Here is a 26,397-nt window from a genome sequence, read left to right as displayed (position 1 = left end):
CGTAAATCTGTATTTTGGCGACCGATTCAGAGGTGTTTATATGAAATCGTTGATTGGTTGGGCTTTGGCGACTGCTGTGGTAGCTGCCATGCCTGTGGCAGCGTCTGCGCAGCACATCAGCCTGGGATGGCGCGGCGACTTCCGGGCGTACGATCGAGATGCGTACCGCTGGCGTTCGGGAGACTGGCACCATGGCTGGCATAGTGGCCGCAGTGGCTGGTGGTGGGTGAGTGGCGGAGCCTGGTATCCGTACGCGCAACCTGTTTACCCCTACCCGGATGTATACCGCCCGCCGGTCGTTGTCGTTGAGCAAGAGCCCGTTTATGTGCAGGTTCCTGCGCCCGCCCCGGTGCAAGTGGTGCCAAGCCAGCCACCCGTTGCGGCGCAGCCCAACCCGCAATTGTGGTACTACTGCGATGCGGCGCGGGCTTACTATCCCTATGTATCTGTTTGCCCTAGCGGTTGGAAAACCGTACCGGCAACACCGCCCGGAGCTCCCCAATGAAAACCTTTCCTTCACGTTTCCGCTTGGTCGCGTCCGTTCTATGCATTGCTAGTTTGGCTGGTTGTGCCGTAGCGCCACAGGGCCCGCGCGTGGCAGTCATGCCGACGCCGGGCAAGCCTTTGGACCTGTTTGCGCAAGAGGACCAGTATTGTCGTAGTTACGCCCAACAGTCGATAGGACCAGACACCACCAATGAGCGGGCCGTGGGGGCCGCTGTCGTGGGCACGATACTGGGCGCGGCGGTGGGCTCTGCTATGAGCAGTCGCCGCTACAACAATACTGCAGCGGGCGCCGCTACCGGCCTGGTGATGGGTTCGGCTATTGGTGCCGGCAACAGTGCGCAAGAGGGCCAAAGTGCCCAGCAGCGCTATGACATCGCCTACCAGCAATGCATGGTGACCAAAAACAACCAGCCGGCTCAACACAACTATGCGCGCCCGGCAAATCGCGTTGTGTATGTGCAGCAACCGGCGCCGGTCATCATCGCGCAGCCGGCGCAACCGCAGCCGTATTACCCGCCGCCGCAGCCCTACTACCCGCCACCCCCACCCCCACCCCCGCAGTAAAGGGGGTTATAGCGGTAAAGGGGATCAGGCCCGGCCGGCCTGCTGCTCGCTGCGTTCCTTGGCCATTTGCTCCTCCAGCTGCAAGCGCCCTTGCTTGACGACCGAGATCAGTTTGGCACGGTCTTTGTAGTGGGGGTGTAGCTGTTCAAACAATTCCAGGTTGTGCTGGCGAAAGCGCTGTACCGTGCTTTGAGCGGCTGCGGTGTCTTGGCCCAGTAACTCCAGCACACTGCGCGCGCTGAGCAGGCTGGATTCAAACAACTCACGCTGCACCAGCATTACCTCGCGGTCGCGCAGCTGGTTCCAATGCGTTACGTCGCGGGCGCGGGCCACAATTTGCAACTGCGGAAAGTGTTCGCGTGCCAGGTCAACAATCTTCAGCGACTGCTGCACATCGTCCACGGCAACGACCAAAATTTTGGCGTATCCCGCGCCGGCAGTACGCAGCAGGTCCAGGCGCGTGGCATCGCCGTAAAACACACGGTAGCCAAAGCTGCGGGCCGCCTCGATCATCTCGGCATCGTGGTCCAGCACCGTGCAGGGGTGGCCTTGGGCCAGCAGCACGCGCGACACGATTTGCCCGTAGCGGCCGAAGCCGGCAATCAGGATGGGCGCGTCCTGCTGTTCCGAAATCTCTTCCAGCTGGGGCACGCCGCAGTGGGCATAACGCGGCAGCAGCAGCTTGTCGATGGCGACCAGCAGCAGCGGGCTGACCAGCATCGACACGGCCACCGCGCCCACCAGCAACGACGCAGTTTGCGTCGGCAGCACATCAGCACTGGCCGCCGCCTGGAACACCACAAAGGCAAACTCGCCACCCTGCGCCAGCAGCAGCGTGAACACCGGCCGCTCCTGGAACGGCAGCTTCATCAGGCGGGCAATCGTGAAGATGACCACGCCCTTGATGGCCAGAAAGCCCAGCACCACGGCGGCCATTTTCAAAGGGGCCTCGCGCAACACGCCCAGGTCTACGCCCATGCCCACAGCGATAAAGAACAAGCCCAGCAGCAGGCCCTTGAACGGCTCGATATTGGTCTCCAACTCGCGCCGGTATTCGCTCTCGGCCAGCAGCACGCCGGCTAGAAATGCGCCCAGCGCCATGGACAGGCCGACGATCTGCATCAGCGCGGCGATGCCCACTACCAGCAACAGCGAGGCGGCGGTAAAGATCTCGGGCGTCTTGCTGCGCGCGATCCAGCGCAACAGCGGACGCAGTGCGAGCCGTCCGCCAACAATGATGCCCGCAATCACCGCTATGATTTTGATAGCTTCTTGCGCGCGCTCCACGGGGGCTACAGCCTGATTGGCCTCAAAAGATCCGCCCAGAAGCGGCAGCAGGGCCAAGATGGGAATGGCGGCTACGTCCTGGAACAGCAAGATCGAAAACCCGGCCTGGCCGCTGCTGGTGGGCAGCAGATTGCGCTCACCCATGACCTGCAACGCAATCGCCGTGCTGGACAGCGCAAGCCCCAGTGCACCCACCAGCGCCACGGGCCAGGAGACGCCCACGGCATAGGCCACGGCAAACAGCGCGGCCGCGCAGCCCGCCACCTGGGCGCTGCCCCAGCCAAAAATGGGCCGGCGCATGCTCCACAGGCGTTTGGGCTCCAGCTCCAGCCCGACCAGGAACAGCATCAGCACGACGCCGAACTCGGCAAAATGCAAAATGTCTTGGACATTGGTGACGAAACCCAGGCCCCAGGGACCAATGGCAATGCCGGCTGCCAGGTAGCCGATGATGGAGCCCAGGCCCAGGGCCCGGCTGAGGGGCACGACGATGACGGCGGCGCTGAGATAGATGAAGCTGTTGATCAGCCAAGAGGGTAGATGTGGTTCCATGGCGCTAACATAGCATTACTTGGAGAGGAAAAAGCATGCCCATCGTAGTTGTTGCCAATCCCAAAGGCGGCGTCGGCAAGTCCACGCTGTCCACCAATATTGCCGGCTACTACGCATCGCGCGGGCATGCGGTGATGTTGGGGGATGTGGACCGCCAGCTGTCATCCAAACTCTGGCTGGGCCTGCGCCCGCCGGCCGCCCGGCCCATCACCAGCTGGGAAATCGACGCCGACGCCATCGCCAAACCCCCCAAGGGTACGACCCACGTGGTGCTGGACACGCCCGCCGGCCTGCACGGCAAGCGTCTGAACGATGTCGTCAAAATGGCCGGCCGCATCGTCGTGCCGCTGCAGCCCAGCATCTTCGACATTTTCGCCACCCGCGCCTTTCTGGATGAGCTCGTCCAGAGCAAGCACGCCAGCAAGACGCAGATTGCGCTGGTCGGCATGCGGGTAGATGGGCGCACGATTTCTGCCGACCACCTGCAAGAGTTCGTGGCCCAGATTGGCGCGCCGGTGCTGGGCTATTTGCGCGACACGCAGAACTACATCCACCTGGCAGCCCGTGGCCTGACGCTGTTTGATGTGGCCCCCGGCCGCGTGGCCAAGGACCTGGAGCAGTGGCAACAGCTTTGTCGCTGGCTTGACAGCTAGAGACTGTGGCTGGCCCTACAGTGGGCCCATGAAAACCATCCAAACCCTGGCAGAAATGCCCGCCCTGATCGGGCAAGAAGTCGTCGTCAGCGACTGGATCACCATCACCCAGGAACAGGTCAACCTGTTTGCCGAGGCCACCGGCGACCACCAGTGGATCCACGTGGATGTGGAGCGCGCCAAGGCCGGCCCGTTTGGTGCGCCGATTGCGCATGGCTTTTTGACGCTGTCGCTGCTGCCGCGCTTTTTTGAGTCGTCGCTGCACATCGCCCAGACGCGCATGGGCGTCAACTACGGGCTCAACAAGGTGCGTTTTGTATCACCGGTGCCCGTAGGCAGCCGGCTGCGCGCCCGCATGAAGCTGCTGGCCTGCGACCCGATTGACAACGGCGGCATGCATATGACCTGGGAGGTCACGACCGAGCGCGAAGGCGCAAACAAGCCGGTCTGCGTGGCCGAGTCGATCGCGCGGCATTACCCCTAGCGCGGTTTTAAGTAGCCTCGAATCCGTTTTGCCGCCAGGCCTCGAACACCGTCACCGCAACGGCGTTCGACAGGTTGAGGCTGCGCTGGCCCACCACCATGGGCAGCTTCAGGCATTGCGGCGGCGCGAAGTGGGCGCGCACGGCTTCCGACAGGCCCCGCGTCTCAGCGCCAAAGACCAGCCAGTCGCCCGCTTGGAAGGCGGTGCCAAATACCTGGCCCGTGCCCTTGGTGGTCAGTGCGAACAGCCGGTCCTTTGCGGGCTGCTCGGCATCCAAAAACGCCTGCCAGCTGCCGTGCACCTTGAGCGTCGCGTACTCGTGGTAATCCAGCCCGGCGCGGCGCATGTGCTTGTCGTCCATCGAGAAACCCAGCGGCTCAATCAGATGGAGCGTGCAGCCGGTGTTGGCCGCAAGGCGGATGACGTTGCCCGTGTTGGGCGGGATTTCGGGTTCGACGAGGACGATATGGAACATAAGGGTTCTATTGTCGCTTTGAATCAAATCGGGCTCCAGCCCTCGTGCAGCGTGCGTAAGCAGCTACCGAATTGATAGCGTTCCTGAAGATTACTCCGTCCGGGCCAGCACCAGCGCGGTGATGTGCGCGGCGCCTGCGGCCCGCACCACGCGCGCCGCGGCGTGCAGCGATGCACCGCTGGTCATCACGTCGTCTAGCAGCACCACACGTTTGCCTTGGATGCGCTGGATCTGCAGCGGGTCGATGGCAAACGCATCCTGCACTGCCCGCAGCCGCTCGCTGCGCGGCAGCGTCCGTTGCGGGGGCGTATCCAGCACGCGCAGCAGTACGCCGTGCGCGAGTTTGGGCGCATCCAGCGCGGCGGCCAGCACATGGGCCTGGTTGTAGCCGCGCTGGCGCAGGCGCTCCTTGGACAGCGGAATTGGCAGCAATAGATCGGCGGCGTCCAGTGCCGGCTCCACCCAAGGCGCGGCGCGCAACAGCGCCGCAAAGCTGTTGGCCCAGCCAGGGTGCTGGCGGAATTTGAAGTCCGCCACCAGCGTGGACCACGGGTAGGCATAGGGCAGGGCGGCCAGGCAGGCGTCCAGCGGCGGTGGCTTGACGATGCAGGCGCCGCATTGGCGCACGCCGCTGACCACCGGCAGCGCGCAGGTGGCACAGCGGGCAACCGGTTGGGCAAACGCGGCCACACAGGCCTCGCAGACGCTGTGCGCGGGCCATGCGTGGCAGACGGCGCACTGGCTGGGCAGCCGTCGGGATAGACCTTGTAGCAATTGGCGCAACACCGAACCAATATACTCGGGCCGCCCGGCTACCCCGGGACCCGTGCCTTTTCTCTTTGCCTGACATGCCGCCCCAATCCCCCGATCTGCCCCCGACGATTGCCCCCCAGGCGGCCGCGCACTGGGCAGCACTGTTGCCGTCCGCATCGCCCTGGCTGCACGAAGAGGTGGCGCGGCGCATGGAGGCCCGCCTGCAATGGATGACGCTGCAGCCCGAGACATGGGTGCACTGGGAGCCGCTGCTGGGTAGCACCCAGGCCCACGCGCTGTTGATGGCGCGCTATCCCCGATCAAGCTGCTACGTGGCCCATGCCCACGCCGACCACACCCATGCCGCCAAAAAGTTGTTGGCACCCGCGTGGTGGAGCCCGGCCCGGTGGACGGGACCGGCCCTGCATTTCGGTCTGCCCGAGCAGCCCGTCCAGATGCTGTGGGCCAATATGGCGTTGCACATGGCGGCCGACCCCCAGGCGCTGATTGCACAGTGGCAGCGTCTGCTGCAGCCCAGAGGTTTTGTGATGTTTTCCTGCCTGGGGCCGGACACGCTGCGCGAACTGCGCGCGCTGTATGCTGCCCAGGGTTGGCCCCCGGCCTCGCACGCCTTCACCGACATGCACGACTGGGGCGACATGCTGGTGCATGCAGGCTTCTCGGAACCGGTGATGGACATGGAGCGCATCACGCTCACCTTTTCGACGCCCGAGCGTTTGTTGCAAGAGCTGCGCGAACTGGGGCGTAACCTGCATCCGCAACGCTTCCCCGCGCTGCGCGGGCGGGCTTGGCATGCGCAACTGTTGGCGCAACTGGAGCAGCTGGCCGTGGCCGACAGCGAGGGCCAGTTACGGTTGACGTTCGAAATCGTTTACGGACATGCATTCAAGGCCCCGCCGCGGCTGATGGTAGCCAATGAAACCTCGGTATCACTGGATGCAATGCGCGAGACCTTGCGCGAGGGCCGAAAAAACGGCACTTCGGGCTGATGCGGAGGGCTTTTGCGAGCCCAGACCACCGATTTTGAGAGGGTAGGTCGGCTACAATAGCGGGCAAACCGCGTTCTTGCCCTTCTTGTCTGCCCGCTGCCTTTGCGCGTGCGGGAGCAGGAGTTGGCACTGTTTAATCTGATTCGACGAAGAAATGACCAAGATGAAGAGCATTTTCAATAAATTGGCTTCACTGCTCCTCGCGGCAAGCGCCTGGGCCGGTACTGCGGCATTTAGCCTGGCGCATGCGGTCAATGACCTTCCTGGCGGCCCTGCGGTAAACCAGTTGAACCTTCACCCCGCCGTGACCGCCATCGCCAAAGAGCAGGCCTGGTTGCATTGGTTCATGCTGATCGTGTGCTCCATCATCTTCGTCGCTGTGTTCTCGGTGATGTTCTATTCCATCTGGAAACACCGTAAATCCAAAGGCCACAAGCCCGCCACCTTCCACGAATCCGTGCTGGTGGAAGTAGTGTGGACCATCATCCCGTTCATCATCGTGATCCTGATGGCGCTGCCTGCGACCAAGGTCGTGGTCGCGATGAAAGACACCACCAATGCCGACCTGACCATCAAGGCCACCGGCATGCAGTGGAAATGGGGCTATGACTACCTGAAGGGTGAGGGCGAAGGCATTGGTTTCATCTCCACGCTGGACAATGCCCAGCGCATCATGTCCAGTAACGGCGGCCCCAAGAAGGGTGAAGTCGCTCCGGACGACTACCTCTTGAAGGTTGACAACCCGCTGGTTGTACCAGTTGACAAAAAAATTCGCATCATTACGACCTCTACCGACGTGATTCATGCTTTTGCCGTGCCCTCGTTTGGTATCAAGCAGGATGCGATCCCCGGTTTCGTGCGTGACACCTGGTTCCGCGCCGAGACGACCGGCGACTTCCATGGCCAATGCCAGGAACTGTGCGGCAAGGAGCACGCGTACATGCCCATCCACGTGAAGGTCTTGTCCGCTGAGGACTATTCCAAGTGGGTAGATGGCGAAATGAAGAAGCTGGCCGCCAAGGCAGATGACCCGTCCAAGGTTTGGGAATTGGCCGACCTGACCAAGCGTGGTGAAAAGGTCTACACGGCCAACTGCGCCGCCTGCCACCAGCCCAACGGCAAGGGTGCTGGCCCGATCAAGCCGCTGGATGGTTCGCCCGTCGTGCTCGATAGCGACAAGAACAAACAGATTCTGGTTCTACTGAATGGCCAGAACAATGGTGCGATGCCTTCCTGGAAAGCGCTGAGCGACACCGACATCGCGGCTGTGATCAGCTACACCAAGAACAACTGGTCCAACAAGACCGGGCAGGTCGTACAACCGGCGGACGTGCAGGCCCAGCGCAGCAAATAAGCTGCTGCCAGCCCTAGCCATTGAACGAAATTAGTCAGAATTGAGAAGGAAACCAGGATGAGTGCCGTTCTAGACCACCACGACCATGCCCATGACGACCACCACGACCACCATGCCCCCGTGGGCTGGCAACGTTGGGTGTACGCCACCAACCACAAGGACATCGGTACGCTGTACCTGTTGTTTGCCTTCACCATGCTGATGGTCGGCGGGGTGCTGGCATTGATGATCCGTGCTGAGTTGTTCCAACCCGGTTTGCAGTTGATGCAACCCGAGTTCTTCAACCAGCTCACCACCATGCACGGCCTGATCATGGTGTTTGGCGCCATCATGCCGGCGTTTGTGGGCTTCGCCAACTGGATGATCCCGTTGCAAATCGGCGCTGGCGACATGGCCTTTGCCCGGATGAACAACTTCAGCTTCTGGCTGATGATCCCTGCAGGTTTGATGCTGGTGGGTTCCTTCTTCATGCCTGGCGGCGCACCCGCTGCCGGCTGGACGTTGTACGCACCGTTGACCCTGCAAATGGGTCCCTCGATGGACGCTGGTATTTTCGCCATGCACATCCTGGGCGCGTCCTCCATCATGGGTTCGATCAACATCATCGTCACCATCCTGAACATGCGCGCACCTGGCATGACACTGATGAAGATGCCGATGTTCTGCTGGACTTGGCTGATCACCGCCTACCTGCTAATCGCCGTGATGCCTGTGTTGGCCGGCGCCATCACGATGACGCTGACGGACCGCCACTTCGGCACCAGCTTCTTCAACCCCGCCGGCGGCGGTGACCCCGTGATGTACCAGCACATCTTCTGGTTCTTCGGCCACCCCGAGGTCTACATCATGATCTTGCCGGCCTTCGGCATCGTCAGCCAGGTGATCCCTGCGTTCTCACGCAAGAAGCTGTTCGGTTACGCCTCCATGGTGTACGCCACTTCCTCCATTGCCATCCTGTCCTTCATCGTGTGGGCCCACCACATGTTCACCACCGGTATGCCCGTCACAGGCCAGCTGTTCTTCATGTACGCGACGATGCTGATCGCCGTGCCGACCGCTGTGAAGATCTTCAACTGGATCGCCACCATGTGGCAAGGTTCGATGACGTTTGAGACGCCGATGCTGTTCGCGGTCGGCTTCCTGTTCGTGTTCACGATGGGTGGCTTCACCGGGTTGATCCCGGCTGTTGCACCGATCGACATCCAGTTGCAGGACACCTACTACATCGTCGCCCATTTCCACTATGTGCTGGTGGCAGGCTCGCTGTTTGCAATGTTCTCCGGTGCCTACTACTGGATGCCCAAGTGGACCGGCGTGATGTACAACGAGACCCGCGGAAAGATCCACTTCTGGTGGTCGCTGATCGCGTTCAACGTGACCTTCTTCCCGATGCACTTCCTGGGTCTGGCCGGCATGCCCCGTCGCTATGCAGACTACCCGATGCAGTTTGCCGATTTCAACGCGATCGCGTCCGTCGGTGGCTTCTTCTTCGGTTTTGCACAGGTGTACTTCTTCGTGGCCATTGTCATCCCCGCGATGCGCGGCAAGGGCCAGCCAGCGCCCCAGAAACCCTGGGAAGCGGCAGAAGGTCTGGAGTGGGAAGTTCCATCGCCCGCGCCTTTCCACACGTTTGAAACACCTCCCAAACTGGACGCAACCGCGACCAAGATCATCGGCTGAACAACATGACGCCCGAACAAAAGAAAGCCAATGTCCGCACCGGGTTGATTCTGGCGTCCATTGCTGTACTGTTCTTTGTAGGCTTCATGGCCCGCATGGTGTTCCTGGGTAAATAAGCCATGCTGCTGCAGCGTGAAAATGTCCGTATGGTGCGCAAGCTGGCGGTGGTTGCCGTCTGCATGTTTGCCTTCGGCTACGCGCTGGTGCCGCTGTACAAGGCAATTTGTGAAATGACGGGCATCAACATCTTGGCTCTGGGAGAGCAGGCGGTGCCCGGGGCCAAGCCCACTTTGCCAGCTAATACCCAGGTGGATCTGAGCCGTACGATTACCGTCGAGTTTGACGCCAACAGCCGCGGCCCATGGGAGTTCAAGCCCGCGCAGCGTTCGCTGCAGGTGCACCCTGGTGAGCTGACCACGGTGATGTACGAGTTCCAGAACACGCAGAACCGGCGTATGTCGGCGCAGGCTATTCCCAGCTATGCGCCACAGCAGGCTACGGCGCACTTCAACAAACTGGAGTGTTTTTGCTTCAACCAGTACACGCTGGAGCCGGGTGAGAAGAAGTCGTGGCCTGTGGTCTTTTATGTGGACTCCAAACTGTCCAAGGACGTGAAGACCATCACGCTGTCGTATACGTTTTTTGAAGTGGGTGGCAAGACTCCTGCGGCGCCCGTCGCCGTTGCACCTGCGGGCGCCGGCCCTGGGGGCCGGTCGTGATGGCCAGAACTGATGTGGATGCAGGTGCCGCGCCATCCGTATGGCGCAGCGTCAAGTTGGTGGCCTGGTCTTTTTTGGGTATTCGCAGCAAAAGCGCCTACCAGGAAGACCTTAGCAAAGTCAGCCCCATGCACGTGATGGTGGTCGCCCTGGTGGGTGTGCTGCTGTTGGTTGTGGGCTTGATCGGTTTTGTCAATTGGGTCGTTGCAAAGTAAATAACTTGTGGGACAGACCTTCGCCGTACTGCGGCAGGTGCTGTTTTCAACTGATTGGAATAGTGGAATAGGAGAAGATAGAAATGAGTTCGACAACACACGGCGCAACACCGTATTACTTTATCCCTGGCCCTTCGCGCCACCCCGCGATGGCCGCCTTGGGCCTGTTCTTCGTCATCTTGGGTGCAGGCCAATGGGTTAATGGCGCGGACTGGGGCAAGTGGTCCTTGGCAGCGGGTCTGGTCGGCTGGCTGTTTGTGCTGTACCAGTGGTTCAGCGACGCTGTTGCTGAAAGCCAGGGTGGCCAGTACGGCCACAAGATCGACATTTCTTTCCGCTGGAGCATGACCTGGTTCATCTTCTCGGAAGTGATGTTCTTCGGCGCATTTTTCACCGCCTTGTGGTGGGCTCGTTCGCACTCGGTGCCTGCGTTGGGTAGCCTGGATAACGCGGTGTTGTGGCCCAACTTCAAGGCCGTGTGGCCCAGCCTGGCTGCCGGTGCCACTGCATCCCCTGCCGGTATTGTTGAGCCTTTCACGACGATGGGTCCGTTTTGGTTGCCCACAATCAATACCGCGCTGCTGCTGACATCCGGCGTGACGCTGACGATTGCGCACCACGCGCTGGTAGCCGGCAACCGTAGCAAGACCATTGGCTTCATGTGGATCACCGTGCTGCTGGGCATGACCTTTTTGGGCGTGCAGGGATACGAGTATTACCATGCCTACACGCTGTACAACCTGAAGCTCAGCTCCGGTGTTTTTGGCTCCACGTTCTTCATGTTGACCGGTTTCCACGGCTTTCACGTGTTCGTGGGTATGTTGATGCTGTTGTTCATCACACTGCGCCTGCAAAAGGGTCACTTCACGCCAGAGCGCCACTTCGGTTTCGAAGGTGCTGCCTGGTACTGGCACTTCGTTGACGTGGTGTGGTTGGGTCTGTACATCCTGGTGTACTGGCTCTGATCGCGCAGCACTGCACACAAAAAAAGGCACCGCTTGCGGTGCCTTTTTGGTTGTTGGGCGCAGCGGTTGCTGTCTCTTTACTGCCCCGCCTGAATGCCGGTGGGATGGATATAACCCAGTTTCCAGGCAATCAATACGCAGACAAATAACACAATGGACACGCCAACCCGAGCCGCCAGCGCCCACGCCATCTTGTTGGATGACTTGGGTTCTTCGCTCCCGCCTCCGCGCAGCATGAAGAACAGGGCGGCACCCAGGCTGGAAAGAATGGCGACAAAGGCAATGATTACAAGGTATGTCATGGGCAGGATTATCCGGTGAACGCCCGTTTGAAGTTTGTGCTGATTACAGTAGCCACGCTCATAGCAGTGGGGGTAACGTCCAGCCTGGGCTTTTGGCAACTGTCGCGTGCCGCGCAAAAGCAGGCCCGGCAGGCCGCTATGGATCAGCAGGGCACCAAGGCGCCGTTGACCACCGCAGCCCTGCTGGCCGCCGCCGACCCCATGGCGCTGCTGCACCAGCGTGCCCGGCTGCGCGGCAGCTGGGCGCCGGGCAAGGCTACGGTGTTTCTGGAGAACCGGCCGATGGCTGGCCGCGTAGGCTTTGTGGTCATCACGCCGTTTGTTCTGGAGGGCGGACAGGGGGCGATGGCAGTGCAGCGTGGCTGGGTACCCCGTGGCCTCGACGACCGCACCCGGGTGCCCCATATCGACACCCCCTTAGGCATGCAGGAAATCGAAGGCCGTATGGCCCCGCCGCCGTCCGACCTGTATGCCCTTGGGGCGCCAACCGGCGGCACAATCCGGCAAAATCTGGCCCTGCCACAATTCAGTGCCGAGACCGGTTTGCCGCTGCTACCGCTGACGCTGCAACAGGCTGGTCCCAGCCCTGAAGGCTTGCTGCGTGATTGGCCCGTCGTGAACCTGGGGGTCGAAAAAAACTATGGCTATGCCGCCCAATGGTTTGGCATGGCTGCCCTGTTCACGCTGCTGTACCTGTGGTTTCAGATTTTTCGACGTTTTATTCGCCGCCCAAAGGACCTTAGCCCCGATGTCTAGCGCACCCCCCCACAACGATCAGCCTCTGGGCCTGACGGTGCACACCCTGCCCGAACCCGTGGACATGGAGGCACGCTCCGCCAGCCGCACCCGCATGGGTCGCGTGAAGATGCTGGCGGTGCTGCTGGTTTGCGCCGCGCCAGTCGTCGCGTCTTACCTGACGTTCTACGTGATCCGGCCTGAAGGCCGGCGCAACTATGGCGAGCTGATCCAGCCTCTGCGCGCGCTACCGGCCCTGGCGGGCAGCACGCTGGACGGCAAAGCCGTCAACCTGCAAGACCTGAAAGGACAGTGGCTGCTGGTCAGCGTATCGCCCGCCGCGTGCGGTGAGCAGTGCGCGCGCCACCTTTACCTGCAGCGTCAGCTGCGTGAAGGCCTGGGCAAGGAAAAGGACCGTCTGGACTGGGTCTGGCTGGTCAACGACGCCGCACCCGTAGCACCCGAATTGATGCCCGCGTTGAAAGAGGCAACCGTCATCCGCGTGCCGCCCGCCGGGCTGACCGAGTGGCTGGCGCCTGAGCCGGGCCATGCGTTGGAAGAGCACCTCTACCTGGTGGACCCGCTGGGCAACTGGATGATGCGTTTCCCGGCCAAGCTGGACACCCAAGCCGCGACCAAGGTCAAGCGCGACCTGGACCGGCTGATGCGAGCCTCCGTGCACTGGGACAAGGCCGGGCGCTAACACCTTCTGCAAGTTATACGTTCCATGCCATCTGCCCTCTACGATCTCTCGCCCGTCCTGCGCCTGCTGGTAATAGGTGCGCTGCTGGGGTCTGGCCCCTTGCTGATGGTGTACCTGCGCACCCGCCGCATCAGCCCCTTGGGGCGCGTGCATGCGCTGGCCGTGGTTACGCTGTTCCTGACGTTTGACCTGGTGCTGTTTGGCGCATTTACACGCCTGACCGACAGCGGCCTGGGCTGTCCGGACTGGCCTGGCTGTTATGGCAGTGCCAGCCCCCTAGGTGCCAGCGACCACATTGACACCGCCCAGCAAGCCATGCCCACCGGCCCGGTGACGCAGGGCAAGGCCTGGATAGAGATGGTGCACCGGTACCTGGCCATGGGTGTCGGCCTGTTGACCGTGGCGCTGGCGGCGCTGGCCTGGCCGCAACGCAAACCCGGCGATGGGCGTGCCGGCATCAGCCCTTGGTGGGCCACTGCAACCATGGTGTGGGTCTGCATTCAAGGCGGTTTTGGCGCGCTGACGGTGACGATGAAGCTGTTTCCGGCCATCGTCTCGCTGCACCTGCTGGGTGGCTACATCTTGCTGGGCCTGCTGACCGTACAGGTAACGTTGCTGGCGCGACAGAACGCACCTGCGCCCTTCATTCCCGTGCAATGGACCTCTTTGCGCATATGGGTTGCGCTGGCCCTACTACTGCTAACCGTGCAAGCGGTATCCGGTGCCTGGGTCAGCACCAACTATGCAGTGCTGGCCTGTACCGAATTTCCGCAGTGCCAAAGCAGCTGGTGGCCACAGATGGACTTTGAGCATGGCTTCGAGATCTGGCGCCCGCTGGGTTACCAGCGTGACGGGTCACACATCAGCTTCCAGGGGCTAACGGCCATCCACTTCGCCCACCGCCTGTTGGCATGTGTCACGCTCGCCCTGCTGTCGCTGCTGGCATGGCGCCTGTGTGCCGTGGCGGCCCTGCGCCAGCACGGCCGCTGGCTAGCCGGCCTGCTGGCCTTGCAACTGGCAACGGGCCTGAGCAATGTGGTACTGGGCTGGCCGCTGCTGGCCGCCGTGATGCATACCGGTGGCGCGGGCGCGCTGGCTGTTGTGCTGGTGCGCCTGCTGGTCGTGGTACAAGCCCCTCCTTCTTCTCCACTTTCCGTTGCTTCGCCTGCCGGTGCAGCCACAACCCCCTCCGGACTGCGCGCATGACCTCCGACACCACCTCTTTGCCGCCGCCGTCGGTGTTCCGCCAGTTCTACGCGCTGACCAAGCCACGGGTCATCCAGCTGATCGTGTTTTGTGCGTTGATCGGCATGGTACTGGCCGTGCCCGGCGCGCCGACGTGGCCGCAGTTCGGCCTGGCCGCCATCGCCTGCCTGGGAATCTGGCTGGTGGCTGCAGCCGCTGCCGCCTTCAACTGCATCGTGGAGCAGGGCATAGATGCCAAGATGAAGCGCACCGCCTGGCGCCCCACGGCGCGCGGTGAACTGAGCAATACGCAGACACTGTTGTTCTCCGGCATCCTGTGCGCAGCCGGTTCGGTGTTGCTGTACGTATGGGTCAACCCGCTCACCATGTGGCTGACCTTTGCGACCTTTGTGGGTTACGCCGTCGTCTACACCGTGATCCTGAAGCCGCTGACGCCGCAGAACATCGTCATCGGCGGTGCATCGGGCGCCATGCCGCCGGTGCTGGGCTGGGCTGCGATGACGGGCGACGTGGGACCGGAGGCCATGATCCTGTTTCTGATCATCTTCCTGTGGACGCCGCCGCATTTCTGGGCCTTGGCGCTGTACCGCGTGGAGGACTACCGCAAGTCCGGCCTTCCCATGCTGCCAGTCACCCACGGCAGCGAATTCACGCGGCTGCAGATCCTGCTGTACACCTTCGTGCTGTTTGCCGCCTGCCTGCTGCCCTTCATCTACGGCATGAGCAGTTGGCTCTACCTGGCGGCGGCCGTGGTGCTGGGCTTTGGCTTTTGCCTGTATGCCTGGTGGCTGTGGCGCGACTACTCGGACGCGCTGGCCCGCAAGACCTTCCGCTTTTCGCTGATACACCTTAGCGTGCTCTTTGCGGCGCTGCTGCTGGACCACTATCTCCTACGATGAAAAATATCACTATCAAATCTATAGCTGCTTACGCTGTCCTGGCGGGGGCTGCAGCTCTTTTTGCCGCATGCTCACCGCAGCAGGCCGCGTTCTCGTCGGTGGACGTGACCGGTGCCGACTACGCCAAGGGATTCGAATTGACCGATCACAACGGCCAGGTGCGCCACCTTAGCGACTATGCCGGCAAGGTGGTTGTGCTGTTCTTCGGTTACACGCAGTGCCCCGATGTATGCCCGACCACGATGGCGGAGATGGCCGAGGTCAAGAAGTCCCTGGGATCAGACGGCGACAAGCTGCAAGCCCTGTTCGTTACCGTGGACCCGGATCGCGATACGCCTGAGCTGCTGAAGGCCTACATGGCCAATTTTGATCCCAGCTTTGTGGCGCTGCGCACCACGCCCGACAAGTTGGCCGCGCTGGCCAAAGACTACAAGATCTACTTCAAAAAGGTGGATGGCAAGACGCCCACCAGCTACAGCATGGACCATTCTGCTGGCAGCTATGTCTACGATACCAAGGGCCGCCTGCGCCTGTTCACGCGCTATGGCAGCGGCCCCAAGCCGCTGGCAGACGACATACGCCAGCTGCTCAAAAACACTGCGTAACACTGCAAAGCCTGCCGCACGGGACGTCAGCCGTGTGCTGCGTCCGTGGTAGGTGCAGATTCTGGTAGCCGAGCCCGGACCAAGGTTCCCTCACCGGGGTTGGCTACCACTTCAAGGACCCCACCCTCGGCCTCTACGCGAAAGCGCATTCCCAACAGGCCATGGGCCTTTTTGTTTGCCTGCTCGGCGTCAAAGCCGACGCCATCATCGCGCACGCTCACCTCAATCTGGCCTTCCACCGATGCCAGGCTTAGCCATACGTTGTGCGCCTGCGCGTACTTTGCGATGTTGGTGGTGGCCTCCTGTACCAGGCGGTAGACGACGAGCTCGGCATTCGCCGTCATATGAACTGGCTGCAGCGCACAGTGCACCGGTATGGCGGCACTTTTTGAGAATTCCCGGCCCAAAATTTCCAGCGTGGCCACCAGCCCGAGATTTCCCAGCGTGGAAGGCCACAGGTCTTCGATGATGCGCCGCTTCAACGCAATACCCGCGTTCAGTGTCTCCACCAAGTGCTTGATGCGTTCTTGCGCTTCGGGTGCGGTCGTGCCCAGGCGAGACTTGATACGGGCCACATCCAGCTTTGCCGCAGTCAACAGGGCTCCCAACTCGTCATGCAGATCCCGTGCGATGCGGTGGCGTTCGTCTTCGCGCGCCGTCTGCAAGTGGTTGTTCAGCTCAACCAGTTGCAGCGTGCGGCGTATCACTTCACTTTGCAGGAGCGCCTGCTCGGCCTGCAAAGCCCGCTGGTGCTGGGCCTGTTGGGCCTTGAAGGATTGGTTATGCCGCATATTGACCAGCACCAGAAACAGGCTGATAACGCTTAGCAACGCGACCCCTAATCGGCTGTACAACAGGATGTCTGCCACCCGCTCCTGGCTGCTTTGGAGGCGGCGGGTCTCCAGCTCCAACAGCTCTGCGCCGGTGGCGCGAATGCCCTCCATGTATTCTTGTCCAATGCCGCTGAGTGTGATGTCCCGACCGGTCTGGCGCCGACCTTCGTCCTGCAGGGCAACCGTGAGGGCTAGTTCGGAGAGTTTGGTTTCCGTCAATACACGCAACTTCTTAAGCAGTGCGGCCGAGTGGGGGTCACGGCTGTAGGCGGCGTCCAGGTGGGTAAATGCGCTGTTGATGTCTTTGAGCGCGGTATGGTAGGGTGTCAAGTACTCCTGCTGGCCGGTCAACAGGTATCCGCGTTGTCCGGATTCTGCGTCCAGAACGCCCTTGGTCAGATCGTACAAATGCAGCCGGTTTTCGGCAATGGCGCTAAGATTCTGGATCAGCATGGCGGCGCGCCGGTTGGAATCCTCAGTGATGTACACCATGCCCAATGACGCAAGTACGAACAACAAGATTGCCACCGGCTTGCGTGCCACGACATTGGGAAAAGGGGTCTGCATGGGCTGGCCTAAAATACAAGCTAAACAAAGTTGGGAGCGCGCGAAACACCATGATCCGAATTGCCATTGTTGACGACCATGCCATCGTGCGGGCGGGGCTGCGGCAGTTTTTTTCGGACCATGCAGATCTTACGGTCGTTGCCGAAGCCTCCGATGGCCGCGAGGCCTTGGATCTGGTGCGAGCCGGCGGCATTGACGTGATGGTAATGGACCTTTCGATGGGTGAGCAGGGTGGGGTTGAAGCCCTGGTCGCGATCAAGGCACGCGCTCCCGAACTGGCGGTGCTGATCTTGAGCGCGCTGCCCGAGACCCATTACGCTACCGCCCTGCTGCAACAAGGCGCGAGTGGCTACTTGGGAAAGGATTGTGATCCTGAGCACATCGTTGATGCCATCCGTACAGTAGCGCGTGGCCGCAAATACATCAGTGCCACCGTTGCAGAGCAACTTGCCGATGCGCTGGTGGGCGGCGGCAGTCTGGAGAAGCCGCCCCATCAGAAATTGTCGCAGCGCGAGCTGCAGGTTTTCTTGCGGCTTGCTGCGGGGGAAGCGGTTGGCAATATTGCAGAACACATGTCGCTGAGCATCAAGACAGTCAGTACATACCGGGCGCGGATCATGGAGAAGTTGAATCTGGCATCCAACAGCGACTTAACCTATTACGCACTTAAAAACGGGTTGATCCAGTAAGCCCCTCACGTCAATTCTCCGGCTCCGGTCTGGCCCGCCTCGCCCGCCGCCAGGCGTTCGCAGTACAACATCAAAGCGTCCAATTCGTTGGACTTGTCAAACACCTTGCCAGCGCCCAGTTCGGTACAACGGCGCCGTATCTCTGTGGTTGCGTGGTTGCTCAGGACCACAAGACTGCGAGACGGTATCGTGCAGTTAGCTGCGCGTAGTACGCCCAAGCCCGACCCGCGTTTAAGGAATATGTCGACGATAACCAAATCTGCACAGTGCCCAGGTTCGGCCAGCCAATGCACTGCGCTGGCTTCATCTTGCGCAACGCCGACCACATCCACCGGTGTCATCTCTTCCAGCGCAGCGATCAAGCTATCGCGTATGACCGGGCTGTCTTCGACAATATAGGTTTTGAGGCGTTGCATGGCTCGACCATGGTATCCACTGTGCAAACGCTTGTGGTGTTAAGTGTGCGGTTTTACAAGTGAATTTGCACTCTGTGCTGGGTCGTACAGACACGATGCTACAGGGCTCCAGATCATTGTTTATCCGGAAAAAAAAAGACCCCTGCAAGCAGCGCCTGCAAGGGTCGTATGGCACCTTGTACGAAATCAGGCGTATTCGACCAGCGCCGTCTTCATCTTTTTCATTGCAGCCACCTCGATCTGGCGAATGCGTTCTGCGCTGACGCCATATTCGGCAGCCAACTCATGCAGTGTCATGCCACCCGAGTTGTCGTCGTTGACCTTGAGCCAACGCTCTTCAACGATGCGACGGCTACGCGCATCCAGGCCGTCCAGCGCTGCGGCAATGCCTTCGGATGCCAGCACGTCGCGCTGATGCGCTTCGATCATGGCGATAGGCTCGTGCTTGGTATCGGTCAGGTAGGCGATCGGGCCATAGGCCTCTTCGCCATCATCTGACGGAGAGGGATCCAACAACACATCGCCACCCGACATGCGGGTTTCCATCTCAATGACTTCTTCGGGCTTGACCTTCAGTTCGCGCGCCATCGCGTCGATCTGCTCGGGGTTCAGCGTGTCGCGGTGTGTGCCCAAGTCGGCCGCTGCATCTTCGCTCTTGAAGCGCTGCTTCATCGAGCGCAGGTTGAAAAACAGTTTGCGTTGCGCCTTGGTGGTTGCCACCTTGACCATACGCCAGTTCTTCAAAATGTATTCATGGATTTCCGCCTTGATCCAGTGCAGCGCGTAGCTGACCAGGCGCACGCCCTGGTCGGGGTCGAACCGCTTGACGGCCTTCATCAGCCCCACATTGCCTTCCTGGATCAGGTCGCCGTGCGGCAGGCCATAGCCCAGGTATTGGCGTGATACCGACACCACCAGCCGCAAGTGAGATAGCACTAACTTACCAGCTGCTTCAAGGTCATTGTCGGCCTTGAATTTGCGGGAGAACTCCTGCTCTTCCTCCAGCGTCAGCATGGGCAGGCGGTTGGCAGCCGAAATATAGGCGTCCAAATTGCCCAGCGACGGCACCATCGACCATGGATTGGCCAGTGTTACGGCGGTGGCTGCGTGTCCCAATGGGTATGACATACCTGAACTCCTTGTATCTAGCGGTCAATATTAGCACTCTCTATGAGCGAGTGCTAATAAAGAAGTTCAATGTCCCCGATCAAAAAATGAGATGGGGCAGGGCGTTGTGGCGGTAGCTTGGGTCCACGGGCCCCATTTTCAATAGCGCAGCGAAAAAGAGCAGTGCGCCGCGCAACAGACACCCTATCGCCCGGCAAAAAAATAAGAAAAAATACTAGCTATGGGAAACATAGCGCCCGCACCAACACCCCCGGGGGCTGGTGTGTTTTTTTCTTGATGTGAAAAATTTCGGGCGTCCTGCGCCGGCTGAAGCTACCCAAACGGTGCTAAACACCTGCCAGAATCAGCCCCTTTCGCGCGCGCAAAGCGCCGAACCCACCGGAGTTCCAGCCATCTCGGGCTGCACCGTTCGGCACCCATTCTCAGGAGATAACGGTATGAAACGCGACCCCATTGCCCCCACCCAAAACCAGATCGTCATCCAACCCATCAGCCACGACGTGCTGGCCGAGAAGTACCTCAAACCCGGCGAAACCGGTATCGAAGACCTGTTTGCCCGCGTGGCCCGTGCGTTGGCGTCAGTAGAAAAGGAAGAGGACCGCGCCAAGTACGAGGCCATCTTCCTGGAAAATTTGTACGCCGGTGCCATTGGCGCGGGCCGCATCATGAGCGCTGCCGGTACCGATATCCAAGCCACATTGATCAACTGCTTTGTGCAGCCGGTGGGCGATTGCATCCAGGGCATGGACGAAGATGGTTACCCGGGCATCTACGAAGCCCTGCGCGAGGCTGCCGAGACCATGCGCCGCGGAGGCGGTGTGGGGTATGACTTCTCGCGCATCCGCCCACGCGGCGCGGCGGTCAAGGGCACAGCGTCCATGGCGTCGGGCCCTTGCAGCTATATCAATGTGTTCGACCAGTCGTGTTCCACGGTGGAGAGCGCGGGCGCGCGCCGCGGTGCGCAAATGGGCGTGCTGCGCGTGGACCACCCGGACGTGATGGAGTTCATCACCGCCAAGCGCACGCCGGGCCGCTGGAACAACTTCAATGTGTCGGTGGGCATGACCGATACCTTCATGGAAGCATTGGCCAATGACCAGCCGTGGGAGCTTGTGCACCCGGCAAAGCCCGGTTCCACGTTGCTGGAAAAGGGCGCTTTTCAGCGCGCGGATGGCAAATGGGTCTACCAGACGCTGAAGGCGCGCGAGTTGTGGGACACGGTGATGCGTTCCACCTACGACTTTGCTGAACCCGGCATTTTGTTCTTGGACCACATCAACAAAGACAACAACCTGCGCTACTGCGAGACCATTGCTGCGACCAATCCTTGCGTGACAGCCGACACCTGGGTGTTGACAACCGATGGCCCCGCGCAAGTGGCGGATCTGATTGGCAAAGACTTCTCGGCCGTAGTGGATGGCAAGGCCTACAAGGTCGAGAGCGAAGGGTTCTTCAAGACCGGCCACAAGCCGGTGCTGGCGCTGCGCACCCGCGAAGGCCACACCTTGCGGCTCACCGCAGACCACCGCGTGCGCCGCGTGGCACGCAAGACCCGCTACGTGCTCGAAGCCGAGTGGGTGCCTGCCGCGCAACTGTGCCAGGGTGATGAAATCGTGTTGCATGACCACCGCGCGTTGGGCGGCTGGGATGGCGTCGGCACGCAGGAGCAGGGTTATTTGCTGGGCCTGCTGGTGGGCGATGGCACGCTGAAGAGCGCCAAGGCTGTTATCTCCGTCTGGGCGCCAGAGCTTAAGCAGGTTGCCAACGGCACGGTGGCCTATGCCAGCACGGGTGCGGCAGGCATTGTTGCCGCGGCAGAAGCAGCGGCGTCGACGCTGTCGCACCGCGCTGATTTTCGTGGCTTTCAGCGGCCGATAGCGAGCCGTGGCGAGGCACGCATGGTATCGGGCGCAGTGTGGCATTTGGCCCATGGCTTTGGCATGCGCCCGGGCCACAAGACCATTACGCCGGCCATGGAAGCGAGCTCGTCCGACTTCTCGGCGGGGCTGTTGCGCGGTCTGTTCGACGCAGACGGCTCTGTGCAAGGCACGCAGGACAAGGGTGTCAGCGTGCGCCTGGCGCAGAGCGATTTGGGCCTGCTGCAGTCGGTGCAGCGCATGTTGCTGCGCTTGGGCGTTGCGGCCACCATCTATCCCAATCGCCGCCCGGCCCAAGCCAAGCCCATGCCCGATGGAAAAGGCGGCATGAAGGTGTATGAAACCGATGCGCAGCACGAATTGCTCATCAGCGGCAGCAGCTTGCAGGTGTATGCAGACCGCATCGGTTTTGCGGATACGCACAAGGCCGAGCGCCTGGAGCAGTCGTTGGCAAGTTACCGCCGTGCGCTGAATGCCGAACGTTTTACCGCCACCGTGGAATCCGTGACAGAAGACGGTAGCGAGGACGTGTATGACGTCACCGTGGCGGATGTGCACGCCTTTGACGCCAATGGCCTGTATGTTCACAACTGCGGCGAGCAGCCGTTGCCATCCTATGGTTGCTGCGACCTGGGCCCCATCATCCTGACGCGCTTCATCCGCCATCCCTTTGGCTTTGCCGGTGTGCCGGCGTTTGACTTCGAAGCCTTCGAGAAATCTGTGGCGATCCAGGTCCGCGCTTTGGACAACGTGCTGGACGTGACCTTCTGGCCGCTGCAACAGCAGCGCGACGAATCGTCGGCCAAGCGCCGCATCGGCGTGGGCTTTACCGGCATGGGCAATGCGCTGGCCATGCTGTGCCTGCGCTACGACAAGGCAGAGGGCCGTGCAATGGCGACCCGTATTGCCACCAGCATGCGCGATGCGGCCTACACCGCCTCGGTGGCGCTGGCGCAAGAGAAGGGCGCCTTCCCCAAGTTCGACGCGGACGGCTATTTGGAGGCGGGCACCTTTGCCAGCCGCTTGCCGGCCGCCTTGCAGCAGTCCATCCGCAAGCATGGCATCCGCAACAGCCACCTGCTGTCGATCGCGCCCACAGGCACCGTCAGCCTGGCCTTTGCCGACAACGCGTCCAATGGCATTGAGCCGCCTTTCTCGTGGATGTACAAGCGCAAGAAGCGCGAGGGCGATGGCAGCTACACCGAGTACTCTGTAGAAGACCACGCCTGGCGCCTGTACCACGAGCTGGGTGGTGATGTAAACCAGCTGCCGGACTACTTCGTGTCCGCACTGGAGATGTCGGCCACCGACCATATCGCAATGATGGAAGCGGTGCAGCCCTTTGTCGACACCGCCATCTCCAAGACGGTGAACGTGCCGGCCGACTACCCCTACGACGACTTCAAGAATTTGTACCAGCAAGCCTGGAATGCGCGCCTGAAAGGTTTGGCAACGTATCGGCCCAATGCGATTCTGGGCTCGGTGTTACACGTGACGCCAACCGAGACCGCAGCCGCTCCCGTAGCCCCCACACCGCCCGCACCTGTGGTTGACCCCATGCGTACGGTCATCGAACGCCGCCCCAAGGGCGCGCTGTCCGCCGTCGCAGAAAAGGTGGATTACTGGACGCAAGAGGGCCACAAGACGCTGTACCTACTGGTATCCTTTTTGCCCGTGCCGCTGCCCAACGGCGGCATGGTAGACCGCGCGATTGAATTCTTCATGCCCGTGGGGCAGAGCGGCGAATCGCAGCAGTGGATCACGTCCAGCATGCGCCTGCTGTCGCTGGCCGCACGTGGCGGCTTCCTGGAGCGCGCACTCAGTGATATGCGCAAGGTGGCCTGGGACCGCGGCCCCGTGCGACTGGGTACGCACCAGAAAGAAGATGGCACCCAGGTGCCGATGTGGCACGACTCCGAAGTGGCGGCCATGGCCTTTGCGATCCAGAACATCCAATCGCAACGCAACCGGACCAAGACCAGCAACTACAACCGCCGTTCCACCGATGTGCAGCCCGAATCCGATGCGCTGCTGCCACAGCACGAAAGCGCACTGGCAACCGCACCCCTGCCAGTGATGGCGGGCAAAAAATGCGGTGAATGCGGCGCCCATGCCGTGATCCGCAAAGATGGTTGCGACTACTGTACCCAATGTGGGCATGTGGGAAGCTGTGGGTGACGGCACCGGAACAGAATTTAGCCGACTGTGGGTGACAGCATAAGCTGCCTTTTTGACGGCATAAGCTGCCTTTTTTACAGCGCAAGCGGCTGTGGAGCCAACAACTTTCGCTCATAAGGTTGCAACAGTGATTCGTTGTACCCAAAAATACTCTAGGCTTTTGGCTTAGATTTGGATGCGGCTCCCCAACAGGGGGCCGCTTTTCTGAATCCTCACACCGAAAATTCAGAAAAGTGTTACGTCTTTCCAAACACCGGCCGGCACAGGCCAAAGAAAACCGCTTCTTGGTGAATTCTTGCGAGAGCACCCTGCTGGGGTTTTTGTTTTGAGAATCGACTAATCGAGCAATGCCGCTGCTTTCGGATTGTCCTGCCGCCGGTGGGCAGGGCTGTAAACCATGTGAACAGGGGCCTTGCCCACCACCTTCGGCATCAAAAACCCGACGACTGGCCCACCTCTTGACGAATGGAGTGTTTCCTGAGGCCAAGCCACGTAGCTCAACAATTGCCGGTCAGCTGTGCTGGCCATAAACGTTAGCTTGGCCTGCTTCTTTGCGTCAGGGAGCTGGTGGTACAGCTTGGCTACCTGGTCCGACAAAGACTGGACTTCAAACACAGAGCCCTCTCCGCCCTTCCTAGCTCACGGCCTATCTGTATTGGCGTCCCCTTCGAGGTGACCAGCGTCTTTGCATCGCGGCTAACGGGACAGAACAGCTAATGCCAAAGTCTTGTCGTCATCCGTGCGGTCATTTACCGCTGGACTTTGAAGAAATCGAATCAACGCTGCATGAAGCTGCTCGTCCTGTTCAGATGTGGAAGTTCCTAGCACCTTGAAAAAATTAGCAAAGAATGGCTCGTGTGCAGTGTTGTCCGCCATGTTCAGGGCCAGGCGCTGCAGCCCGTCGCTGAAAACCGCGACGCGCAATGAGATACCCGGGTAGGACTTAGTCACCATTTTTTTGATAGCGTCCTCATCCGTCACGAAGTGGGTCATATTGGCGTACTCCCCAGCATTGGAACAACGGGTACCTCTAGCCCTTGCCCCACATCTAAAACAATCCCGCCATCTCCAATCTGAAGCACCAAAGTGCCCAGTTTGCAAGACAAAACCCCCAAGAACGTGCAGGCAAAGTCGCGGGCTTTGAGGCCCATCGCGTCTGCCCGAGCGTATATCTTGTCCCGAACGGCCATTACGCATTCAGTGGCCAATTCGTCACCCAGCCCAAATTCCGACAACTTCAGCTTTTCCCCAATGAAGTCTGCAGCAGCCTGAATCGCCAGTTCTGCACCTTCCCCGCCATTCGTCGCGCTTCCTGCCCCGTCTGCTACGAACAGCTGCAGGAAGGGCATGCCTGCGGGAGTGGAGCCCACCTGAGCCCAACAACTGTCTTCGCAGTTACGGCCAACTGAAACGTGTGAGGTTCCTACTTCAGAGGCACCAAGAACCCGCCAGTTCAAACGGCTGCCCAGCCTTTGGGCGACTCCAAGGGGACTTCCGTGCCTGGCGTCGACCGCGACACAGACCGCAGGGAGCTGGAAAGCCAGCTAAACAGCTCTTTGAAACGCAGTCCTTCCAGCGACAACGGTTCGCGTGAGCTGATTTGCTTGAGAACGTCCATGTTTGCACCTTTCACGCCAATGGCAAAAAAAGCAAACTGCTTAGATGCCTCACCTTCGCGCACGGCAGCGGCTGCCGCCTGCCACGAGTCGGTGGGGCCACCGTCGGTGATTAAGAAAACCCAAGGGCGGTAGTAGGAAATGCCGTTCGCCGATATTCATTCTTGCGGTCTTTGACCAATTCCAACGCCTGAGTGATGGCGCTGCCCATGGGGGTGTCACCTTGAGCAACGAGTGTTGACGGATAGAAAGTCGATGCACTTGTGAAGGGCATTTCAATCTTTGTGGGGCCAAACGTCACGATGGCAACTTCCACGCGCTTCATTGCAAGAGAGTCAGCGGCTAATTCATCTTTGAACACAGCCAACCCTGCATTGAGCTCGTTCAACGGAGCGCCGTTCATCGAACCCGATACGTCCAACAAGAGGACGCATGGGCAACGAGGTTCTGGATTGCTCGCAAAATCGTTGGTGTCAAAGGAAATTTGTTCGCTCATGGGTGCCCCTGGATAGTGTTAAAAAGTGTATCAGACCCCTGCATCGAGGGAATTGCCCGGTATAGCGACCCTAACCGGGCGCTTGGCTAGCGCTTGCCGCCAAAAATCGCCCGCAGCAATGACCAAATGCTAACCGTGGTCCGGGAATACACCCGGTTGTATGCGGCGCGCTTCGGGTTGGTGAGCCACCCCCACCCGCGAGGAGCTTTGACTCCAAGGCTATTCTGGACAAAACGCGCCGGCGAGGTGCGAGCGGAAATCATCTTCTTCAGAGATGGCTTACCAATTCCGAATTTCATGGAGTACCCAGGGGGATTATTGGATTCAATGCTCAGCATAGAGACCAATCAAAAGGCCCTTTCGGAAGGCGCCATATGCAGGCATATCGTATTCTCTGCTGCTCACTCGCAGGTCATCGCTGCGCCACTAAGGTCCCGTTGCCCTCAAGCGGGGATTGCCGAAGCAGTTGTTTTGATGTGCACCGTCCGCGTTCTTGAGGGTACGGTTACCTTCAGCTTCGGAAGAGATTCTTCATCGAATTACTTAGTTTCACCGAACGAACGTCGCGTCTGAGGTTTACTACTACTCGGCCGCGGCCAACGCCTCGCCACACCGTGACGCCCTGGAAGGGCGCATCCTGCCACAACACGCTGCCATATTGTGTGACTAGCAACTGGCACTGCCCGCGACAGTGCCTGACTAGCAGAGCGTGGGTGCGCTGAAACGTTCGGAAAAAGACGTAGTAAAAATAGATCTATTGCGATAACCATTATTGTCACAATAGCACTATTAGTTTGATAAACTGACCTTTGTGAATCGCCCCGGATTTTGAGGAGGCTCCAACCTTTGAGAAGATGGAGTCATGAGCAAGAAATCAAATCGTTTTTCCCCCGAAGTACGCGAACGCGCTGTACGCATGGTGCAGGATC

Annotated in this window: 26 protein-coding genes and 1 pseudogene; 18 read left to right on the top strand and 9 right to left on the bottom strand. The window is 60.3% G+C overall.

Annotated elements, in window-relative coordinates; translation table 11 throughout:
• Nucleotides 1–40 precede the first annotated feature (40 nt).
• Nucleotides 41–505 carry a hypothetical protein gene (locus tag AC097P_RS21780; RefSeq protein WP_479612544.1) on the top strand — a complete coding sequence of 155 codons (465 nt, stop codon included), beginning with the start codon at nt 41–43 and terminating at the stop codon, nt 503–505.
• Nucleotides 502–1,071: a hypothetical protein gene (locus AC097P_RS21775; RefSeq protein WP_479612543.1), complete on the top strand. Its 570-nt coding sequence runs from the start codon at nt 502–504 to the stop codon at nt 1,069–1,071. The genes AC097P_RS21780 and AC097P_RS21775 overlap by 4 nt, the downstream gene beginning before the upstream one ends.
• Before the next feature lie 24 nt (nt 1,072–1,095).
• On the opposite strand, the gene kefC is transcribed toward AC097P_RS21775, so the two are convergent.
• Nucleotides 1,096–2,910 carry a glutathione-regulated potassium-efflux system protein KefC gene (gene kefC / locus AC097P_RS21770; protein WP_479612542.1) on the bottom strand — a complete coding sequence of 605 codons (1,815 nt, stop codon included), beginning with the start codon at nt 2,908–2,910 and terminating at the stop codon, nt 1,096–1,098.
• A gap of 35 nt (nt 2,911–2,945) precedes the next feature.
• On the opposite strand from kefC, the gene AC097P_RS21765 reads away from it, so the two are divergent.
• The gene (locus AC097P_RS21765) at nt 2,946–3,563 is read left to right on the top strand and encodes a nucleotide-binding protein (protein ID WP_479612541.1); all 618 of its coding nucleotides are present in this window, start codon (nt 2,946–2,948) and stop codon (nt 3,561–3,563) included.
• A 28-nt stretch (nt 3,564–3,591) separates the two neighbouring features.
• Nucleotides 3,592–4,047 (top strand): MaoC family dehydratase, encoded by a 456-nt coding sequence (locus AC097P_RS21760; protein ID WP_479612540.1) that lies wholly within the window; start codon nt 3,592–3,594, stop codon nt 4,045–4,047.
• Between the two features lie 7 nt (nt 4,048–4,054).
• On the opposite strand, the gene trmL is transcribed toward AC097P_RS21760, so the two are convergent.
• Entirely contained in the window at nt 4,055–4,522 is a 468-nt protein-coding gene (gene trmL / locus AC097P_RS21755; RefSeq protein WP_479612539.1) for a tRNA (uridine(34)/cytosine(34)/5-carboxymethylaminomethyluridine(34)-2'-O)-methyltransferase TrmL, read from the bottom strand.
• Between the two features lie 90 nt (nt 4,523–4,612).
• Entirely contained in the window at nt 4,613–5,308 is a 696-nt protein-coding gene (locus AC097P_RS21750) for a ComF family protein (RefSeq protein ID WP_479612538.1), read from the bottom strand.
• 62 nt (nt 5,309–5,370) lie between these two features.
• Here AC097P_RS21750 and AC097P_RS21745 point away from each other — a divergent pair, with 62 nt between their 5' ends.
• The 7 genes from AC097P_RS21745 (at nt 5,371) to AC097P_RS21715 (ending at nt 11,218) form a co-directional block, all read left to right on the top strand.
• Complete coding sequence (locus AC097P_RS21745) at nt 5,371–6,285, top strand: methyltransferase domain-containing protein (protein ID WP_479612537.1); 915 nt, start codon at nt 5,371–5,373, stop codon at nt 6,283–6,285.
• 163 nt (nt 6,286–6,448) lie between these two features.
• The gene (coxB, locus tag AC097P_RS21740) at nt 6,449–7,639 is read left to right on the top strand and encodes a cytochrome c oxidase subunit II (protein WP_479612536.1); all 1,191 of its coding nucleotides are present in this window, start codon (nt 6,449–6,451) and stop codon (nt 7,637–7,639) included.
• 57 nt (nt 7,640–7,696) lie between these two features.
• Nucleotides 7,697–9,319 (top strand): cytochrome c oxidase subunit I, encoded by a 1,623-nt coding sequence (ctaD, locus tag AC097P_RS21735; RefSeq protein ID WP_479612535.1) that lies wholly within the window; start codon nt 7,697–7,699, stop codon nt 9,317–9,319.
• Nucleotides 9,320–9,324: 5 nt separating this feature from the next.
• Nucleotides 9,325–9,435, top strand: coding sequence for a cytochrome oxidase small assembly protein (locus tag AC097P_RS21730; protein ID WP_479612534.1), 111 nt, complete (start codon nt 9,325–9,327; stop codon nt 9,433–9,435).
• 3 nt (nt 9,436–9,438) lie between these two features.
• Nucleotides 9,439–10,038 carry a cytochrome c oxidase assembly protein gene (locus AC097P_RS21725; protein ID WP_479612533.1) on the top strand — a complete coding sequence of 200 codons (600 nt, stop codon included), beginning with the start codon at nt 9,439–9,441 and terminating at the stop codon, nt 10,036–10,038.
• Nucleotides 10,038–10,253, top strand: a complete 216-nt coding sequence (locus AC097P_RS21720; RefSeq protein WP_479612532.1) for a DUF2970 domain-containing protein — start codon at nt 10,038–10,040, stop codon at nt 10,251–10,253. The genes AC097P_RS21725 and AC097P_RS21720 overlap by 1 nt, the downstream gene beginning before the upstream one ends.
• An 83-nt stretch (nt 10,254–10,336) precedes the next feature.
• Nucleotides 10,337–11,218: a cytochrome c oxidase subunit 3 gene (locus AC097P_RS21715; RefSeq protein ID WP_479612531.1), complete on the top strand. Its 882-nt coding sequence runs from the start codon at nt 10,337–10,339 to the stop codon at nt 11,216–11,218.
• A gap of 77 nt (nt 11,219–11,295) precedes the next feature.
• Here AC097P_RS21715 and AC097P_RS21710 read toward each other — a convergent pair whose 3' ends face one another.
• Nucleotides 11,296–11,520, bottom strand: coding sequence for a twin transmembrane helix small protein (locus AC097P_RS21710; protein ID WP_479612530.1), 225 nt, complete (start codon nt 11,518–11,520; stop codon nt 11,296–11,298).
• Between the two features lie 15 nt (nt 11,521–11,535).
• Here AC097P_RS21710 and AC097P_RS21705 point away from each other — a divergent pair, with 15 nt between their 5' ends.
• Genes AC097P_RS21705 through AC097P_RS21685 form a run of 5 tightly spaced genes read left to right on the top strand, consistent with a single transcriptional unit; the run spans nt 11,536 to nt 15,668 of the window.
• Nucleotides 11,536–12,276, top strand: coding sequence for an SURF1 family protein (locus AC097P_RS21705; RefSeq protein ID WP_479612529.1), 741 nt, complete (start codon nt 11,536–11,538; stop codon nt 12,274–12,276).
• Entirely contained in the window at nt 12,269–12,958 is a 690-nt protein-coding gene (locus tag AC097P_RS21700; RefSeq protein WP_479612528.1) for a hypothetical protein, read from the top strand. Before AC097P_RS21705 ends, AC097P_RS21700 begins: the two co-directional genes overlap by 8 nt.
• Nucleotides 12,959–12,982: 24 nt before the next feature.
• Entirely contained in the window at nt 12,983–14,164 is a 1,182-nt protein-coding gene (locus AC097P_RS21695) for a COX15/CtaA family protein (protein ID WP_479612527.1), read from the top strand.
• Nucleotides 14,161–15,063: a heme o synthase gene (cyoE, locus tag AC097P_RS21690; protein ID WP_479612526.1), complete on the top strand. Its 903-nt coding sequence runs from the start codon at nt 14,161–14,163 to the stop codon at nt 15,061–15,063. The genes AC097P_RS21695 and cyoE overlap by 4 nt, the downstream gene beginning before the upstream one ends.
• Complete coding sequence (locus AC097P_RS21685) at nt 15,060–15,668, top strand: SCO family protein (protein ID WP_479612525.1); 609 nt, start codon at nt 15,060–15,062, stop codon at nt 15,666–15,668. Before cyoE ends, AC097P_RS21685 begins: the two co-directional genes overlap by 4 nt.
• Nucleotides 15,669–15,694: 26 nt before the next feature.
• Here AC097P_RS21685 and AC097P_RS21680 read toward each other — a convergent pair whose 3' ends face one another.
• Nucleotides 15,695–17,068, bottom strand: coding sequence for a CHASE3 domain-containing protein (locus AC097P_RS21680; RefSeq protein ID WP_479612524.1), 1,374 nt, complete (start codon nt 17,066–17,068; stop codon nt 15,695–15,697).
• Between the two features lie 50 nt (nt 17,069–17,118).
• On the opposite strand from AC097P_RS21680, the gene AC097P_RS21675 reads away from it, so the two are divergent.
• Complete coding sequence (locus AC097P_RS21675; protein WP_479612523.1) at nt 17,119–17,757, top strand: response regulator; 639 nt, start codon at nt 17,119–17,121, stop codon at nt 17,755–17,757.
• A 5-nt stretch (nt 17,758–17,762) separates the two neighbouring features.
• Here the strand turns inward: AC097P_RS21675 and AC097P_RS21670 are convergent, their stop codons facing one another.
• Both AC097P_RS21670 and rpoH read right to left on the bottom strand, forming a co-directional pair.
• Entirely contained in the window at nt 17,763–18,173 is a 411-nt protein-coding gene (locus AC097P_RS21670; protein WP_479612522.1) for a response regulator transcription factor, read from the bottom strand.
• A 186-nt stretch (nt 18,174–18,359) separates the two neighbouring features.
• Nucleotides 18,360–19,301, bottom strand: a complete 942-nt coding sequence (gene rpoH, locus AC097P_RS21665) for an RNA polymerase sigma factor RpoH (RefSeq protein ID WP_479612521.1) — start codon at nt 19,299–19,301, stop codon at nt 18,360–18,362.
• 437 nt (nt 19,302–19,738) lie between these two features.
• On the opposite strand from rpoH, the gene AC097P_RS21660 reads away from it, so the two are divergent.
• Nucleotides 19,739–23,356: an LAGLIDADG family homing endonuclease gene (locus AC097P_RS21660; protein WP_479612520.1), complete on the top strand. Its 3,618-nt coding sequence runs from the start codon at nt 19,739–19,741 to the stop codon at nt 23,354–23,356.
• A gap of 696 nt (nt 23,357–24,052) precedes the next feature.
• Here the strand turns inward: AC097P_RS21660 and AC097P_RS21655 are convergent.
• A pseudogene (locus AC097P_RS21655) lies at nt 24,053–24,726 on the bottom strand (PP2C family serine/threonine-protein phosphatase).
• 358 nt (nt 24,727–25,084) lie between these two features.
• Entirely contained in the window at nt 25,085–25,468 is a 384-nt protein-coding gene (locus tag AC097P_RS21650; protein WP_479612519.1) for a vWA domain-containing protein, read from the bottom strand.
• Nucleotides 25,469–26,397 lie beyond the last annotated feature (929 nt).

It is taken from the genome of Rhodoferax sp. ZS1R8 (assembly GCF_056521325.1).
The sequence above is the reverse complement of the archived record's forward strand: the minus strand, read 5'-3'. Positions and strand labels throughout refer to the sequence as shown.